Annotated in this window: 15 protein-coding genes; 5 read left to right on the top strand and 10 right to left on the bottom strand. The window is 48.5% G+C overall.

Going from position 1 to position 15,158, the window contains the following annotated elements; translation table 11 throughout:
• The first annotated feature begins 50 nt into the window (after window positions 1-50).
• On the top strand, window positions 51-1,121 hold the full coding sequence (locus DSM465_RS0113525) for an undecaprenyldiphospho-muramoylpentapeptide beta-N-acetylglucosaminyltransferase (RefSeq protein ID WP_008881486.1): 1,071 nt from the start codon (window positions 51-53) through the stop codon (window positions 1,119-1,121).
• 170 nt (window positions 1,122-1,291) lie between these two features.
• Here DSM465_RS0113525 and DSM465_RS0113530 read toward each other — a convergent pair whose 3' ends face one another.
• The 4 genes from DSM465_RS0113530 to ytaF all read right to left on the bottom strand — a co-directional run bounded on the left by DSM465_RS0113530 (window position 1,292) and on the right by ytaF (window position 5,483).
• Window positions 1,292-2,113 (bottom strand): undecaprenyl-diphosphate phosphatase, encoded by an 822-nt coding sequence (locus tag DSM465_RS0113530; protein WP_008881487.1) that lies wholly within the window; start codon window positions 2,111-2,113, stop codon window positions 1,292-1,294.
• A gap of 212 nt (window positions 2,114-2,325) precedes the next feature.
• Window positions 2,326-3,255, bottom strand: a complete 930-nt coding sequence (locus DSM465_RS0113535; protein ID WP_029761559.1) for an ROK family protein — start codon at window positions 3,253-3,255, stop codon at window positions 2,326-2,328.
• Window positions 3,256-3,785: 530 nt separating this feature from the next.
• Window positions 3,786-4,781: a sporulation protein gene (locus DSM465_RS0113540; RefSeq protein ID WP_029761560.1), complete on the bottom strand. Its 996-nt coding sequence runs from the start codon at window positions 4,779-4,781 to the stop codon at window positions 3,786-3,788.
• Between the two features lie 66 nt (window positions 4,782-4,847).
• A complete protein-coding gene (gene ytaF, locus DSM465_RS0113545; RefSeq protein ID WP_008881490.1) occupies window positions 4,848-5,483 on the bottom strand; it encodes a sporulation membrane protein YtaF in 636 nt (211 codons plus the stop codon).
• A 666-nt stretch (window positions 5,484-6,149) separates the two neighbouring features.
• Between ytaF and DSM465_RS0113550 the strand changes: the two genes are divergently transcribed.
• Window positions 6,150-8,129 carry an LTA synthase family protein gene (locus DSM465_RS0113550; RefSeq protein WP_008881491.1) on the top strand — a complete coding sequence of 660 codons (1,980 nt, stop codon included), beginning with the start codon at window positions 6,150-6,152 and terminating at the stop codon, window positions 8,127-8,129.
• Window positions 8,130-8,147: 18 nt separating this feature from the next.
• Here the strand turns inward: DSM465_RS0113550 and DSM465_RS0113555 are convergent, their stop codons facing one another.
• The 5 genes from DSM465_RS0113555 to DSM465_RS0113575 all read right to left on the bottom strand — a co-directional run bounded on the left by DSM465_RS0113555 (window position 8,148) and on the right by DSM465_RS0113575 (window position 11,527).
• The gene (locus tag DSM465_RS0113555; RefSeq protein WP_029761561.1) at window positions 8,148-9,476 is read right to left on the bottom strand and encodes a S8 family peptidase; all 1,329 of its coding nucleotides are present in this window, start codon (window positions 9,474-9,476) and stop codon (window positions 8,148-8,150) included.
• 124 nt (window positions 9,477-9,600) lie between these two features.
• The gene (locus tag DSM465_RS0113560; protein ID WP_011886659.1) at window positions 9,601-10,332 is read right to left on the bottom strand and encodes an N-acetylmuramoyl-L-alanine amidase family protein; all 732 of its coding nucleotides are present in this window, start codon (window positions 10,330-10,332) and stop codon (window positions 9,601-9,603) included.
• 359 nt (window positions 10,333-10,691) lie between these two features.
• Window positions 10,692-10,913 carry a DUF5957 family protein gene (locus tag DSM465_RS0113565; protein WP_029761562.1) on the bottom strand — a complete coding sequence of 74 codons (222 nt, stop codon included), beginning with the start codon at window positions 10,911-10,913 and terminating at the stop codon, window positions 10,692-10,694.
• Entirely contained in the window at window positions 10,910-11,320 is a 411-nt protein-coding gene (locus tag DSM465_RS0113570; RefSeq protein WP_008881495.1) for a DUF6220 domain-containing protein, read from the bottom strand. The genes DSM465_RS0113565 and DSM465_RS0113570 overlap by 4 nt, the downstream gene beginning before the upstream one ends.
• Before the next feature lie 18 nt (window positions 11,321-11,338).
• Entirely contained in the window at window positions 11,339-11,527 is a 189-nt protein-coding gene (locus DSM465_RS0113575; protein WP_230459251.1) for a hypothetical protein, read from the bottom strand.
• 243 nt (window positions 11,528-11,770) lie between these two features.
• Between DSM465_RS0113575 and DSM465_RS0113580 the strand changes: the two genes are divergently transcribed.
• The 3 genes from DSM465_RS0113580 (at window position 11,771) to DSM465_RS0113590 (ending at window position 14,314) form a co-directional block, all read left to right on the top strand.
• A complete protein-coding gene (locus DSM465_RS0113580) occupies window positions 11,771-12,457 on the top strand; it encodes a response regulator (RefSeq protein WP_008881497.1) in 687 nt (228 codons plus the stop codon).
• Window positions 12,454-13,785: a sensor histidine kinase gene (locus DSM465_RS0113585; protein ID WP_029761564.1), complete on the top strand. Its 1,332-nt coding sequence runs from the start codon at window positions 12,454-12,456 to the stop codon at window positions 13,783-13,785. Before DSM465_RS0113580 ends, DSM465_RS0113585 begins: the two co-directional genes overlap by 4 nt.
• A gap of 64 nt (window positions 13,786-13,849) precedes the next feature.
• Entirely contained in the window at window positions 13,850-14,314 is a 465-nt protein-coding gene (locus DSM465_RS0113590; RefSeq protein WP_029761565.1) for a DinB family protein, read from the top strand.
• Window positions 14,315-14,388: 74 nt separating this feature from the next.
• Here DSM465_RS0113590 and DSM465_RS0113595 read toward each other — a convergent pair whose 3' ends face one another.
• Entirely contained in the window at window positions 14,389-15,096 is a 708-nt protein-coding gene (locus DSM465_RS0113595; RefSeq protein ID WP_029761566.1) for a DsbA family oxidoreductase, read from the bottom strand.
• Window positions 15,097-15,158 lie beyond the last annotated feature (62 nt).

Consider the following 15,158-nt stretch of genomic DNA (forward strand, 5'->3'; position numbering starts at 1 on the left):
AAGATGGTCATTGAACGTTCTCATATTGTAAAGAAGACAGGTGATCTACGTTGCGAAAAAAAATCGTCTTAACCGGCGGCGGTACGGCCGGACATGTGATGGTTAACGTCGCTCTCATCCCGAAACTGAAAGAGCAAGGATGGGACATCGTCTATATCGGCTCCCATGAAGGAATTGAACGGGAGATTATCGGGCGCATCGACGGTGTGCCGTACTATTCGGTTTCGACCGGAAAACTGCGCCGCTATTTCGACTGGAAAAACTTCAAAGATCCGTTTAATGTGCTAAAAGGTGTTTGGCAAGCTTACCGCCTCATCCAAAAAGAAAAACCGGATATCGTGTTTTCAAAAGGCGGGTTCGTCTCCGTTCCCGTCATTCTCGGTGCCTGGTTGAACGGTGTGCCATCGGTCATCCACGAATCGGACTTGACGCCCGGGCTGGCCAATAAAATTGCCATGCCATTTGCGACAAAAATTTGCCTCACCTTTCCGGAAACAAAACAGCACGTCAACACCGATAAAGCCGTTTACGTTGGCGCCGTCGTCCGCGAGGAGCTGAAGCACGGAAGCGCAGAACAAGGACGGAAGTTGTGCCAGTTCGACGGCCAAAAACCGGTCTTGCTCGCCATGGGCGGCAGCTTAGGCTCGAAAAAAATTAACGACGCCTTGCGTGCCAGTTTGCCGGTGCTTCTTTCCGAGTTTGATATCGTTCACATTTGCGGCAAAGGCAACGTCGATACAAGCCTTGTAGGCCAAAAAGGATACAAACAGTTCGAATATGTCAACGAAGAGCTGCCAGACCTATTGGCGTTGTCCGATATCGTCGTCTCCCGCGCTGGTGCGAACGCCATTTTCGAACTACTCGCCTTGCGTAAGCCGATGCTGCTCATTCCGCTCTCAAAAGCAGCGAGCCGCGGCGACCAAATCCTAAACGCACGTTCATTTGAAAAAGCAGGCTACGCCGAGGTGCTGATGGAAGAAGAAGTGACAAACGAATCACTGCCGGCCGCTATTCACCGCCTGTATGAAAACAAGGACCGCTATAAGAAAAACATGGAGAAGTCCGGCAGCAGTGATCCGCTGCAAACGCTTCTTGCTCTCATTCAAAATACCGCCCGCTAGCTAAAAGAGGCGATGCCCAGCACACGTTTAGGGCATCGCCTCGTTGTTTACTCGTTTTTCAACTAAGAAGAAAACTCTCCTTTCTTCTCTTCGCTCCTTTTCCCCATGTACAACGCATTTTCCCACAAATCCAAACCGCCGGGTGGAACCATTCCACCGGGCGGCATGACTTAAAAGTATAAGAAGTAGATGATAAAAGCAAGCGCGATCCGATACACCGCAAACGGCACGAGGCGGATGCGGTTAATCAGATGCAGGAAAAAGCGGATCGCGAGCAAAGCAAAGACAAAGGCGCTCAAAAAACCAGCGATAAAAAACGGGATATCGGCCACGGTGACGTATTGCCAGTTTTTCAAGAGCGACAGTCCGCTCGCTCCAGCCATAATCGGAACAGCCATAATGAACGTGAAATCAGCCGCAGCGCGATGGCTCATGCCGACAAGCACACCACCAGCGATTGTCGATCCGGAGCGGGAAAATCCTGGCCATAACGATAAACATTGCACTAAGCCGACAAGAAACGCCTGCTTATATGTAATTTGGTCGACCGTCTGCGCCCGTGCTGCTTTTTTCGCGAATCGGTCGGCAACGATCATCAATAGCGCACCAAGCACAAGGCCGATGAGCACCGTCTTCGTTGAAAATAAATGTTCATCGATATAGTCTTCAAACAACACGCCAAGCACCCCAGCTGGGAGAAGGCCGATGATAACATGAAGAAGCGTCAGCCGCGGCTTCCCGCCCGGATGGCGGCCGCGAATACCAAGCAAGTCTAAAAATCGATCTTTGAACACAACCACAGCAGCTAAAATCGAGCCGAGCTGGATAACGACTTTAAACGTATTGGCAGCGTATTTGCCTAAAAACTCGGTTGATTTCAGCCAAAGATCATCGACAATAATCATATGGCCGGTCGAGGAAACAGGAGCAAATTCCGTTAATCCCTCCACCATTCCTAAAATGACGGCCTTCAATAACTCCATCCAATCCATCCGTGTCCATCCTTTCTGCGCGGGATCGTCCTTTTCTATACATATGGGCCAAGCGGCAAAATAGCACCCCGCTTTCGGCCGCGCCTGCTCTATTGTACTATAAATCATTCATTTCTACTACCCACGCATTGTTCGGATGGACGCTTTGCTTGTACAAATAACGGCGCAGATCGGATGAATCCAACGGGGCTGCCCCATCAGTGGGATGCCGATCAGCCGGATGCTTCCCCTAACTCTCCACGACGCTCTAAGTAATGATACAAGGCGCCGAGCAAGTTTGCATCGTTTTTAAACTGGCACGTCGCCACAACCGGTTGAACTTTCGCGATCGGCACGAGCGACAACAGCACCGAAAGCCGCTTGTTAATTTCGTCAACAAAATCCGGACGGTTGCTAATGGCTCCGCCTAAAATGATTTTTTCCGGGTCGTATGCATACTGCAAGTTAAAAATGCCGTGGGCTAACGAGAAGTAAAACCGGTCGATCGCACTTTGCGCGGCCTCATCACCGCTCTCGGCCAACGCAAATACTTTTTCTCCGTCCAGTTCACTCTGTGGTATTCCCTTTTCCTCAGCAGTCATCCGGATCAGCGCACTTGTCGCCGCCAGTTCACTCCATGTTTTGCATTCAACCGTTCCGTTTTTATAGCGAACATCCATCAACATATAGCCAAATTCCCCACCGTGCAGGTGCACTCCTTTATGAATGTGCCCGTCTTTCACAATCGCCCCGCCGATACCGGTGCCGACAATGACAAACGCAATATCACGGCAGCCCCGCCCCGCTCCTTTCCATAACTCACCGAGCGCTGCGCAGTTTGCGTCGTTTTCCAGTTCTACCGGCAGGCCCGTCGCCCCGCCAAATACTTCTTTAAAGTTTGGGCCGTGAATGCACGGTAAGGCGCTGCTTCCGCCGATGATGCCGCTGTCGCTATCAACGCTGCCCGCGGAACTGATCGCGATGCCGGAAAGCTCATAATTCGCTCGAGCTTGACGAACAATATGAAGTAAGTCATCGCGAAATTGATGAAAGTTATGACGCTCCGACCGATAACGCCCTTTCTGTAAAAAATCGCCATGCTCGTTCATGACGGCATGCTTCACATACGTACCACCGATATCAAAAACGATATAGTAACGCATCGATGACGCCTCCTTCATTTTTATCTTTCCTCTTCTCGAGCGCCATGCGGCTTAGCTGTTTTCCTTCTTTTATGTATTCTATGTATTCGCCGTCGAGTCATCTGCTCCTCTCTGCCGCAAGGAAGAAGCTACCTCGTTTGGAGAGAACATCTCCCTTCCGTTACATTGACAGCGCTGTTTGCTCGTTGCAGACATTCTTTATGAAAAAGCTGAACGAGATCACACGCCAGAGGCAACTGCTTTCCTCATTGTAGTGGAACACTTTTTCATGTGTGTCAACAGCTTTTAACCAGGCGAGAGATGAAGAATACCACACACAACAATATTTATTTTTATAACCAACAACGTTTTCCAAAAATGAAACAGCCTGAGTCCTTATGAATACAGAACTCAAGCTGTTTAAATATGTTTTTATTCCTGTTTACAAGGGGGCCACTTCAAAGCGAGACACCTTTTGGCGACAAGGCTACAACAAATCCGATCTTTCACATCACTGATAGACCGTATAATTTCTACCTTTTGGGATAATGTTACAACCAATCCCCACCGTCAAATCCGTCGCCGCCATCAAACCAGTCACCCACGTCTAATCCGTCAGCGACATCATCCATCACATCCTCCACCACATCATCAAGCAGCTCTTCCGCGATCATTCCCGCCAACATTCCAGCCGCAAACCCGCCAACGGCTCCCGTCCATCCGTGTCGACCATGGTGCGAATGATGCGCAGATGGATAATGACTAGCGGAATGACGATACATCGGTGAAGACGGTGTGGCCAACGGTTGTCCGCCAAACGTACTGAACGCTCCAGCTGCCTGTACCGTTTCCTCCACGGTCTCTCGAATCAGACGCGCTGCCGCACTAGAATCGCGGAGCTGTTCGATCGGGATGAACAGTTCTCGTTTCAACTCGCGCTCCTTGCCAAAGCCGTGACGGACGTCCACTTCCATATGTAAACGCACGCCTTCTTCCTCGACAAGGGCAAAAAATTCGACTTCTTGGACGAGCCCATGAAATTCACCTGTCGGGAAGAACGAAAATTCTTGCCCATACGGTGTAATGCGTCCAGACGTCGGCTTTTCACGGAAACCAAGCTCTGCAAAAGCGGCAAAGATTTGTTCGAGCACTGTAGGAGGCAAGATCTCGATAGTATCCCGGTCATACGCATCCGCGCCACCTGCAATATCGAGCCGGGTGACGAACGTATAACGAACCATCGAGCGACTGATCGGTAAGTGCAGCGGCAATTGATACGAAAATGGCAGCGTCTTCCGCTCCCCAGGCTGAATCGTGAACGAAGAAGCGACCGGAATAATCGCTACCGTGCGGCGGTATGACTTGCCTTGGACATGTACTTCCAATTCAAGCGCCACTTCAAGTTTGCGGATTTGCTGTGCCACTGTTCCCCCTTCTAACCAAAATTCTCCTTCCAATATCTTCCCAAGCCGAACATGGGAATGGTGCAGGACGAGATCGACTTTTGCAGCACCAATGCCGAATTTAGATAATAATTTTTTCCACAACGGACCTCTCTCCTTTTTGATGATGTATGCTTCATTCACCATTACGAATGAGCCGCACCAAAGGTGTCAACGAAACAATTTGATTAATCCAAGTACAATCAGCATGATGCCGGGTAATATCGTCGCTTTTTTCATCATTTTCGTTTCCGCCATCATGCAACCTAACATAAGCCCAAGCCGAATGAACAATGGATTAAACAATCCGACTAACAAAGCAAATGGTAAAGATGGAAAATTCAAGAGAGACGCGCTAATCCCAGCACCAAGAGCATCCATTGACAACGCAAGACCAAGCCATACAGCCTCTTTTCGACTAATTGAACCGGAACGGTCAAGATCGCCAAATTCAGGTTTTGTTAATACTTGGAGGGCGCTATGGGCCGCGTTTCCTTGCCCCATATCTTCCCATTCTGTCGCCACCGCCTCCTTCTGTCTTGTTTTATATACATTGTAGATGGCCCATCCCCCGAGGATGATGAGAATAAAGGATGCAAGCCCCCGTTCTACTCCCCATGGCAAAAAGATCGCCAGCAGCCGACCGATATTCATCGATATCAATATCATAACTACCGACATACACGCAATGAGTGTCAACGAAGGCAGAGGGAAACGTACTTTTCTCATTCCGTAGGACATTCCTACGCTCAAACTGTCTATGCTTACACTAAAAGCCAATAAAATCATCGATATCCATAACCACATTTTTATCCCCCCTGCCGCACTATATGCTTTCCCGGACAGAAAGGGTACTTTTTCACCATTCGACATACATCGATTTCCGGGGAAATATTTCTTGTCTTCTCGACACATTTTTGTAATAAGCGCCGCGCATTGTGTCACCTGCAACTTCCTTCCGCTAGCTGTTGAACACTCCCCCATCTACAGTCGATGTGGAAAAACACCGATTGATCCCCCTACTTACCTATGACAATGGGTGGGGGTATCGGTTCAGGATGATCAATCTGATCCCGCTTAAACTGATTAAAACCACAACAATTTTTATCATAACATCCTCTTTGTCTAATAAAATGGGTAAAGGGCATGGACACTGACATCGGAATATTTTTGAACAAACATTGAAACCTTTTCGTCTTCCATTCGTCTATATGTATGGTATATAAATGGAAGTCCAACACTATACGGGGAGCAGACAACAGGAAAGGAGGCATACGGCAGTCCTAAAAAAACATTCCATTGACTTTTGGCAATGGAAGTATTATGCTACTTGACATGGAGACGTTCCGATGTAAAATGATGTAATAGCGCAAATTGCGTTGCACGGTGCAGTAGCTGTTTATATAAAATTGTAGAAATAAATTGTTTAAGAATATGAGACAATGGATATGAGACAAAGGAGGAGAAGAGAACGTGAAAACGATTGGGGAAAAGTTGCTAAATAAGTACCGTTCTCTCCCTAACCAAGGTATAGGTTTTTTTATTTTTGCGGTGCTCTTATTTTGGCTGAAGACGTATGTCACTTATTTAGCGGAGTTTAACCTTGGCATTAGTAACTCCATGCAGGAGTTTTTGCTATTTATCAATCCGCTCAGCTCAGCGGTGTTTTTCCTTGGTTTAGCATTCTTAGCCAAAGAAACACGCTTTTATCGATGGCTTATTATTATTAATTTCATTCTATCGTTCATCTTATACGCCAATATCGTCTATTATCGCTTTTTCAGCGATTTTATTACATTACCGACGTTGACACAAACGAAAAACTTCGGTGATCTGGGCGGAAGTATTTTGGAGTTGCTCAGATGGTATGATGTGTTTTATTTCTTGGACACGGCCATTTTAGCGGTCATCATTTTTTCGAAACGGTTCTCGCTCCCGCAAGTGCGGGCCGGTCGTCTCAAAAAAGGTGTCATTTTTTCCTCAGCCATTTTAATGTTCAGCGTCAACTTGGCGCTTGCTGAGGCCGATCGTCCGCAACTGCTGACAAGAACGTTTGACCGCAATTATATCGTCAAATATTTAGGTGTATACAACTACTTGATTTACGATGCGATCCAAAGCATGAAATCATCGACACAGCGGGCGTTTGCGAACAAAAGTGACATTACGACGGTGCTGAACCATGTGCAAGCGACGTACGCTGAGCCGAATCCGAAATATTTCGGTGTGGCAAAAGGGAAAAACGTCATTTACATCCATCTGGAATCACTGCAAAACTTTGTCATTAACTACAAACTGCACGGGGAAGAGGTCACCCCGTTCCTAAACTCGCTCACCCGCGATCCGAATACGTTCTATTTTGATAACTTTTTCCACCAAACAGGACAAGGGAAAACATCGGACGCGGAGTTTATGTTAGAAAACTCGCTGTACGGCCTGCCGCAGGGCGCTGTCTTTACGACAAAAGGACAAAATACGTATCATGCGGCTCCGGCCATTTTGCGCCAATACGGCTATACAAGCGCTGTTTTTCACGGCAACTACAAATCATTCTGGAACCGTGATGAAATTTACAAATCGTTCGGGTTTGATCATTTCTTTGACGCCAGCTACTACAGCATGAAAGACGAAGACGTCTTGAACTATGGATTGAAAGACAAACCATTCTTCCGGGAGTCGATTCCGCTGTTAGAAACGTTGAAAGAGCCGTTCTACGCGAAATTTATTACACTGTCGAACCACTTCCCATATCCGATTGGCGAGGAAGAAGCAACGATTGCGCCAGCGACGACGGGAGATGGCTCGGTCGACCGTTATTTCCAAACGGCTCGTTACTTGGATGAGTCGCTCAAAGAGTTCTTTGATTACTTGAAAGAATCCGGTCTGTACGACCGTTCGGTCATCATTTTATACGGCGACCATTACGGCATTTCGGAAAACCATAACAAAGCGATGTCGCAAATTCTAGGCAAGGAAATTACGCCGTATGAGCACGCTCAGTTACAACGAGTCCCACTGTTCATTCATGTGCCAGGCGTCAAAGGTGGCACGATTCACGAGTTCGGTGGGCAAATCGACTTGTTGCCGACGCTGTTGCACTTGCTCGGCATCGATACGAAAAACTATGTCCACTTCGGAACGGATTTGTTGTCGCCAGACCATCAAGAAATGGTTCCGTTCCGCAACGGCGACTTTGTCACGCCGACAGTCACATCAGTCAACGGTAAATACTATGATACAAAAACGGGTGAACCGCTTGAAGAGACGCCAGAAATTCAACGTCTCGAACAAATCGCCCGTACGAAGCTCGATTTATCGGATAAAGTCGTTTACGGCGATTTACTCCGGTTCTATACCCCGAAAGGCTTCGAGCCGGTCGACCCGTCGAAATACGACTATAACAACCGCGGAGGCTACAACAACCGCGAAAGCAAAGAGGGAAGCGCTCAATAAGCGCCTCCCTCTTTTTTTCTAACGCTTCAGTAACTGTTCGATGGCCCGCTTCGCATTCACGTAACCCGCCCCATATACGTTCGGGTCGCGGTCTTTCCATAAATCGGCACTGTCCCTTAACGCCTTCTTGATCTCGTCCGGCGTTGCATCTGGTTTGGCCTGAAGCATTAAAGCAACAATGCCAGCACAAATCGGCGTCGCCATCGATGTGCCGGACATCGACATATAATAGTCACCAACCCGGCTTTGCTTATTCATCTTGTCAAGAAACGAACGTGGGGCACGAAGCGATATAATGTTGACCCCGGGAACGACCAGATCCGGTTTTGTCACACCATATCTTGTCGGCCCCCGGCTCGAAAAAGGCGCTACAGCATCATCGGTGCGTGTTGACGCTGTATCACGGTCATCAAGGGCACCGACAGTAATGATGCGGTCGCTAATGCCTGGGCTGGCAATCGTCCCATAATTCGGCCCCTCATTTCCCGCTGCCGCACAGACAACAATGCCATTTTCCCATGCCCGCTCAGCGACTTGTACAAGTGGATCGTCATTTTCAGCCGGGAACGGCTGTGGTTCCCCACCAAGCGATAAAGAAATAATATGAATTGGATTGGCCGGGTTTTTCTTGTTGTAGTCGATGCACCATTCAATACCGCGCATAATGGTTTCTAGCGTCCCCATCCCTGAGCGATTGAGCACTTTGACGCCAACGAGGTTCGCCTCATACGCTGGCCCGGCGTATAGCCCGTCCGACATGCGTCCGTTTCCGGCCGCATCGCCAGCGCAGTGAGTTCCATGTCCGTTATCATCATACGGTGCCGTTTTTCCATTCACCAAGTCGACAAACGCCGTAATCCGCCCCTCTAAATCCGGATGAGGGTCAATGCCTGTGTCGACAATCGCAATCGTCACTCCTTTGCCGCTCAGCTCTGTTTCATTGACAGTGACGTGTTTCGCATTGGCCGATGGCACCGCGTTGTTTAATACCGCCTTGATCGTGCGGTTGAGATACACTTTTTTCACTTTTGGATTCTCCAGCAACTGCTCAAGTGCTGCCGGTGTCACTGTCGCGCTCCATATCGGGACATGACGGAAATGGTGATGCGTTTTCATGCGAAAATGATTCCGTTCCGCCTCGGTGAGCGCTTCAATCCCTTCATCGTCATCAACCTCGATCAGAACAGAAACAGTCCGCCACTTCCGCAGCCAGCGCTCGATCCAACGGTGGAAAATGCATGGCATGCGTGTCATCGGTTTGTACATGTTGACAAGCGTATGGCGGAGAGGGTGATCAAGCCGCCCCGCATGACGGCGGGCTAACTGCACAATCGAATAGCCAAACACTGCCCTTCCCCCTTCCTTCGTTGATTGCTATACTCATATGATGAATGGACAAAGAAGGAAGCGGCATTTCCACTAGAACCGACGAAAAAACGCTTGCCTCATTAAAACTAGGCAAGCGTTCCCATCATTCCTCTACTTGCTCAAGCACAATCCGTTTCGCTCTTCCTAAATAATGCTCCACTTGGCGCAACACGTTGTCTGGTTCAACAAAAGCACCGACTTGCTTCCCATCCACGATGACACGCGTCAAACGGCCAGTGCTCGGCATGCCTTTGTCTGGATCTCTAGGAGGATTGTTCGGGTTACTTGCTTTCTTCTTCAATCCAAGTGCCCGTTCCAACCCGTTGACATGACCGCGGGCAATCATCCGCAAAAAATTAGGGTCGGTCAATTGTTTTGCGTCTTCCTTATGGTCGATAAACCCGTTTTCCGTCAACACCGCCGACATTTTCGTTTCCCTTAGCACATGAAAATTGGCTTTCTTTTTGCCGCGGTCGCGGAATTGAGTCGCTCGGACAATTTCTTCATGCAGCACATCGCGAATGCGGGCCGTTTGGGAGCTTTCCGACAGCCCATGGTAAATGTAGTCTTCAAATCCTGTGCCACCGCCCGCATTCACGTGAATTGACACATATAGATCGGCTCCCCAACTATTGGCCCGCCTCGTCCGTTCAGCAAGCGATACCGTTTCATCTTTCGTTCGGCTCAGCTGCACCGAGACTCCTTCGTACTCGTTTTGCAAAATGCGGCTTATCTCCAAGGCGATGGACAGCGTGATATCCTTCTCACGCAATCCGTTGCCGACCGCGCCCGTATCATTGCCCCCATGCCCTGGATCAAGAAAAATCTTCGGCATCTCCCTTCCCCTTTCCGTCATTTGGGAGTTTGTTACTATTAGAATAAGCATGTCATTCCAAAATGCCATAGATACTTCCCCAGGGCAACAAAATAAGGCGCAACCGTTTTCTGCGGTTGCGCCTTATGCTCCGTACCGAACTGGTGACTCAGAAAGTTTGATTTCATTCCTTCAAGCGACTTAACTATTTTCTCCTATCCTACTTCCAAGCGACCTGTTGATTTATATCTTCAGGTGATGCTCCCAGGTAAAGCTTTCAATCAATCCCCCTGAAAACTTCATATTTGGTTGCAAATCCATTTGTAAAGAGGAAAATAAGAAAGAAAAGACTCCACAAATACAGCTACCACATTTTTCAGCTAAATGTTATCGCTCCTTCTGTTTGATTTGTAGTGTAACGCGATCCATGTAGTAACCGCTACAAAAACAGCCAGATAAATCGGCATATATTTCAGCCATTTCAGCCAAGGGGACGGACCAAGGAAGAACCACGTTGCTACGGCGATCATTTCCGATAGAACGATTCCGCCAAGCAATCCAGCAAACAAAGCAGTGAAGGGAGCCAAAAGCAGCTTCTTCATTTCTCTTTTCCTCCTTGTTCCGTAGACAAATGCCATGTTCCTGACTGTCGAGCCACATTCCAAGACATGAAAAACAGCCCCAAGGCAATCACAGGATGAAGCATACCGACGATTTTCAAATTAGCGGTGAAATATTGGATAAAAATTAGTCCTATTAATCCTGCGCTCTGCCAGCACAACTTCTTTGGAAGCCGCCCCGCAAACGCAACGATCAGCATCAGAATGGGCACCATTTCAAAGAAATGCACAAAAACAATATGATTCTTCCAATATATAGGATTGTTGAAGATGGCCATCCCCGCCCAAAACGTCTGAACCACCACACTGACAACCAACCCCCACGCAAGGATGGCAAACATCCATCGTGAAAGGTACATCATTTTATTGCGATGTCTTTCCTTGCTCATGGTCTTCCCTCCGCTTCGCTATTCTTTCCATTTACGCCGAAACATCATAAGCGCGATGACTGCACAAACTACCGGCAACAAGAGAATGAGAGAGCCGAATGATACACCAAACCATTGGTAGCTAACATCGATGACCACAATCGATACGATCAATCCCCCAACCAATCCCCCAAGCAAAACCAACAGGTTCAAAAGGATTTGTTTCATGTTCATCCTCCTTTCTTCATCAAAAGGATTTTTCATGTTCATCGTCCTAAGCAGCCCGAAACATTGGTCTGTCCAATGACCTAATTTGGTCCCTGTCGTTACATCTTCATGCTACGGTCACATTTTACCTAGACAATGTTGCAAACTAATGACGAACTTTTGCAGGTTTAGTGACATTTTCCTAAATCTGTCCATATGGGGCTATAATGAAAAGAGAACAGAACAAACAAGGGGGAACAAGATATGCCTCACACGTTATTATTAGTGGATGATGAAGAAAGAGTCCTTGAATTTATGGAGCCCTTTTTGCGACAGGAAGGATTTGAAATTGTCACAGCCAAAACGGGAAAGGAAGCGCTGCAAAAAGCAAAAGAAACCAATCCATCCCTTGTGGTGCTTGATTGGATGCTTCCTGAAATGAGCGGGATTGATGTGTGCCGCGAACTTCGTAAGACGAGCCATGTTGGAATCATCATGGTCACAGCAAAGACAGAGGAAACTGACAAAATCATTGGCCTAGAGGTGGGAGCTGATGATTACATCACCAAACCTTTTTCCCTGAGGGAACTGGCAGCCCGCATTCGCTCCGTATTGCGGCGAATCGAAGGGCAAGACAATCAGGAGGAACTGATGAAACGCGGCGACTTGACCATTTCTGAAGCGCAATGCCGCGTATGGAAACGAGGAAGCGAAATCTCCTTAACGCCGACCGAATTTAAGCTGCTGCTCACTCTAGCGGCAAAGCCAGGTGTCGTATATAGCCGGCTGCAGCTGTTGCAAAGCATTTTTGAAGATGACCTTTTCAACGATGAACGAACTGTCGATGCTCATATCAGCCGACTTCGTAAAAAGATTGAAGATGATCCGTCCCGTCCAGTCTATATCCAAACTGTCTATGGATTCGGTTATCGGTTCGGTGAGCAGATATGAGCATTAGGCGTAAGCTGTTTTTTACAATGGCCGTCTTTATTATCGGCATGGGAATCATGTTTTCCCTCATCACCAAGGTGGTCGTCATCAATATACTGGACGTGATGCTAAAGGTTGATCGAAGTCACGAAACGAACGAACTGGCAACTGCTTTTGCTCATTATTACGAAACGCACCATCGCTCTTGGAACGGCATCCAACACATCCGCCTCAACACGGATATCATGAAAAAACATGAACAAGCTGGGGTGGTTCTTCTATCTCCCGAGGGCAAGCAGCTATATACAACGGGGGAAGTTCCAGTGTCATGGATGATTGGTCTAGGTATCTCTACCAAGGTGCAAGCAGATGGAAAAACTGTAGCGTTTTTGCACTACTACGACCATGAAGTCGGCAATATGGCCAAAGTGCGGAAGGGAATCACAAGTTCAGTCGCCACTTTATCCTTGCTCAGCGCTGCCGCGTTAGTGCTTATTTCCCTCTTCGTCGCCCATTGGCTGTCGAAACGGTTCACAGCACCGCTCGAGCTTCTCCTGCCTGCGATTGACCGTCTCGGAAAAGGGGAATTCGGCATTCAGGTACCGGTGATCACGAAAGATGAATACGGCAAAGTCGCCCAAACGTTCAACGAGATGTCCAAACAGTTGCAGCAAGCGGAGGAAGTTCGCCGACGCTTGATGGCCGATGTCGCCCATGAACTGCGAACCCCCCTAACGATCTTGCGCGGAAAGCTTGATTGGTTTCAGCAACAACGCCGCCCCATCGAGCCGGAGAAATTGCTGCCGCTACAAGATGAGCTCATTCGGTTGACTCGTCTCGTAGAAGATTTGCATCAACTGTCACTCGCCGAAGCTGGCAAATTGCCGCTTGAACGGAAACCAACAGATATGGAAAGTCTTTTGCAACAACTCATCGAGCGGGTAGCTCCCAGCGCGGAAGAAAAAAACATCCGCATCCATCTAACTTGTTCGACAAACTACACAACGATCTCCGTCGATCCGCATCGCATTACCCAAGTATTCCTGAACTTGTTGGTCAATGCAATCCGCTATACTCCTGAAGGCGGCACGGTGAACGTGGTGATTGACGAAGAACCTTCCATGCTGCAAATTGCCGTTACAGATACGGGCATCGGCATTGCACCGGAGCATTTGCCTTTTCTGTTCCATCGATTTTATCGCACGGATGAAGCCAGAACACGGAACCGCGGAGGAACGGGACTGGGGCTGGCTATCGCTAACGAATTCGTATCAGCTCACGGCGGAACCATCGACGTCCATAGCACTCCTGGCCAAGGGACTACCTTTCTAGTCAAGCTTCCTCGCTGACGATAAAGAGGACGTTTATGGTAGAATGGAAAACAGGAATCCATAACCAAAAGGAGGAATCGCTATGCCCCGCGCACAACAATGGGTGCAATATTTCCTTTCCCACCGTCATGTCACGATGGAACTGATCAACAAAATCGATGAGGCACATTACGACTTCAAACCGACACCGACGTCGATGACAGCGAAGCAGCTGGCGACTCATATGGTGTTCAGCTTTTACAACTTTGCCAACGTCGCCAAACACGGGGATCCAGCGCTGTTCCAGCCAAAAATGGAGGATCCAGAGACGAATTTGGCCAAGCTGGCGGAAACGTATACAGAAAAAACGAAACAGTTGCTAGAATCAATGAGTGATGAGGAATTCAATCGCACAATCGATTTAACTGCCATCTTCGGAGTTCAAATGTCAGCAAAGCAGCTTTTGCAGATGGCGATGGACCATGAAATCCATCATAAAGGGCAGCTGTTCGTCTACGTGCGCGAGATGGGACATACGGATTTGCCGCTTTTTGTAAAGCGCAGCTAACCTTCTCCACCTCCTCTTACGAAAAAAACCGGCTAGCAGAGTCTAGCCGGTTTTTCGTTTGCTTGACAAACGGGTTAGTCGAGCGAGCAGTTTCCGTCCGTGCATGCCCCGCCTTCGTCAGCGAGCGGCTGCAAAGATGAAGCTTGTTGTTCCTCTTCCCATACTTTCTCTAGCGCTTGACGAAACACTTCGATCGGTTGAGCGCCGGAAATCGCATATTTACGGTTAAGGACGAAAAATGGAACACCGCGGACACCGAGCTGGGCCGCTTCTGCCTCGTCTTCCCGCACTTGCTCCGTGTAGCGGTCGCCATCAAGCACCGCTTCCGTCTCGCTTCGATCAAGCCCAGCCGCTTCGGCGATATCAAGGAGCACATCTCGGTCGCTAATGTGCTTCGATTCGGTGAAATACGCAAAAAACAGCCGTTCGACAACGTCCTGGAGCTTCCCTTTTTCCTTGGCGTATTGCGCCAGACGGTGGGCGTCAAACGTATTCGTCGGCTTCATCGTCTCGAAGCGAAACGTCAAACCAACTGCTTCCGCTTGTCTGCCAATATCGGCGTTCGCCCGCTTCGCTTCCTCCACCGTAATCCCGTATTTTTGCGCAATGATTTCATGGATGGTTAACGGCGTCTCTTTTGGCGCATTCGGGTCAAGCTCAAAGCTACGGAATACGACCGTAACGTCTTTTCGATGCGGAAACTGTTCAAGCGCCTGTTCCAAACGGCGCTTGCCGATATAGCAAAACGGACAGACAAAGTCAGACCAAATTTCGATGTTCATATCCATCCTCCTCGTTCCGGCCTATGTTCACACAAGGAGCCGTGTTCCATTCCATTGTAGCC

Source organism: Geobacillus thermodenitrificans subsp. thermodenitrificans DSM 465, from assembly GCF_000496575.1.
Classification (GTDB): Bacteria; Bacillota; Bacilli; order Bacillales; family Anoxybacillaceae; genus Geobacillus; species Geobacillus thermodenitrificans.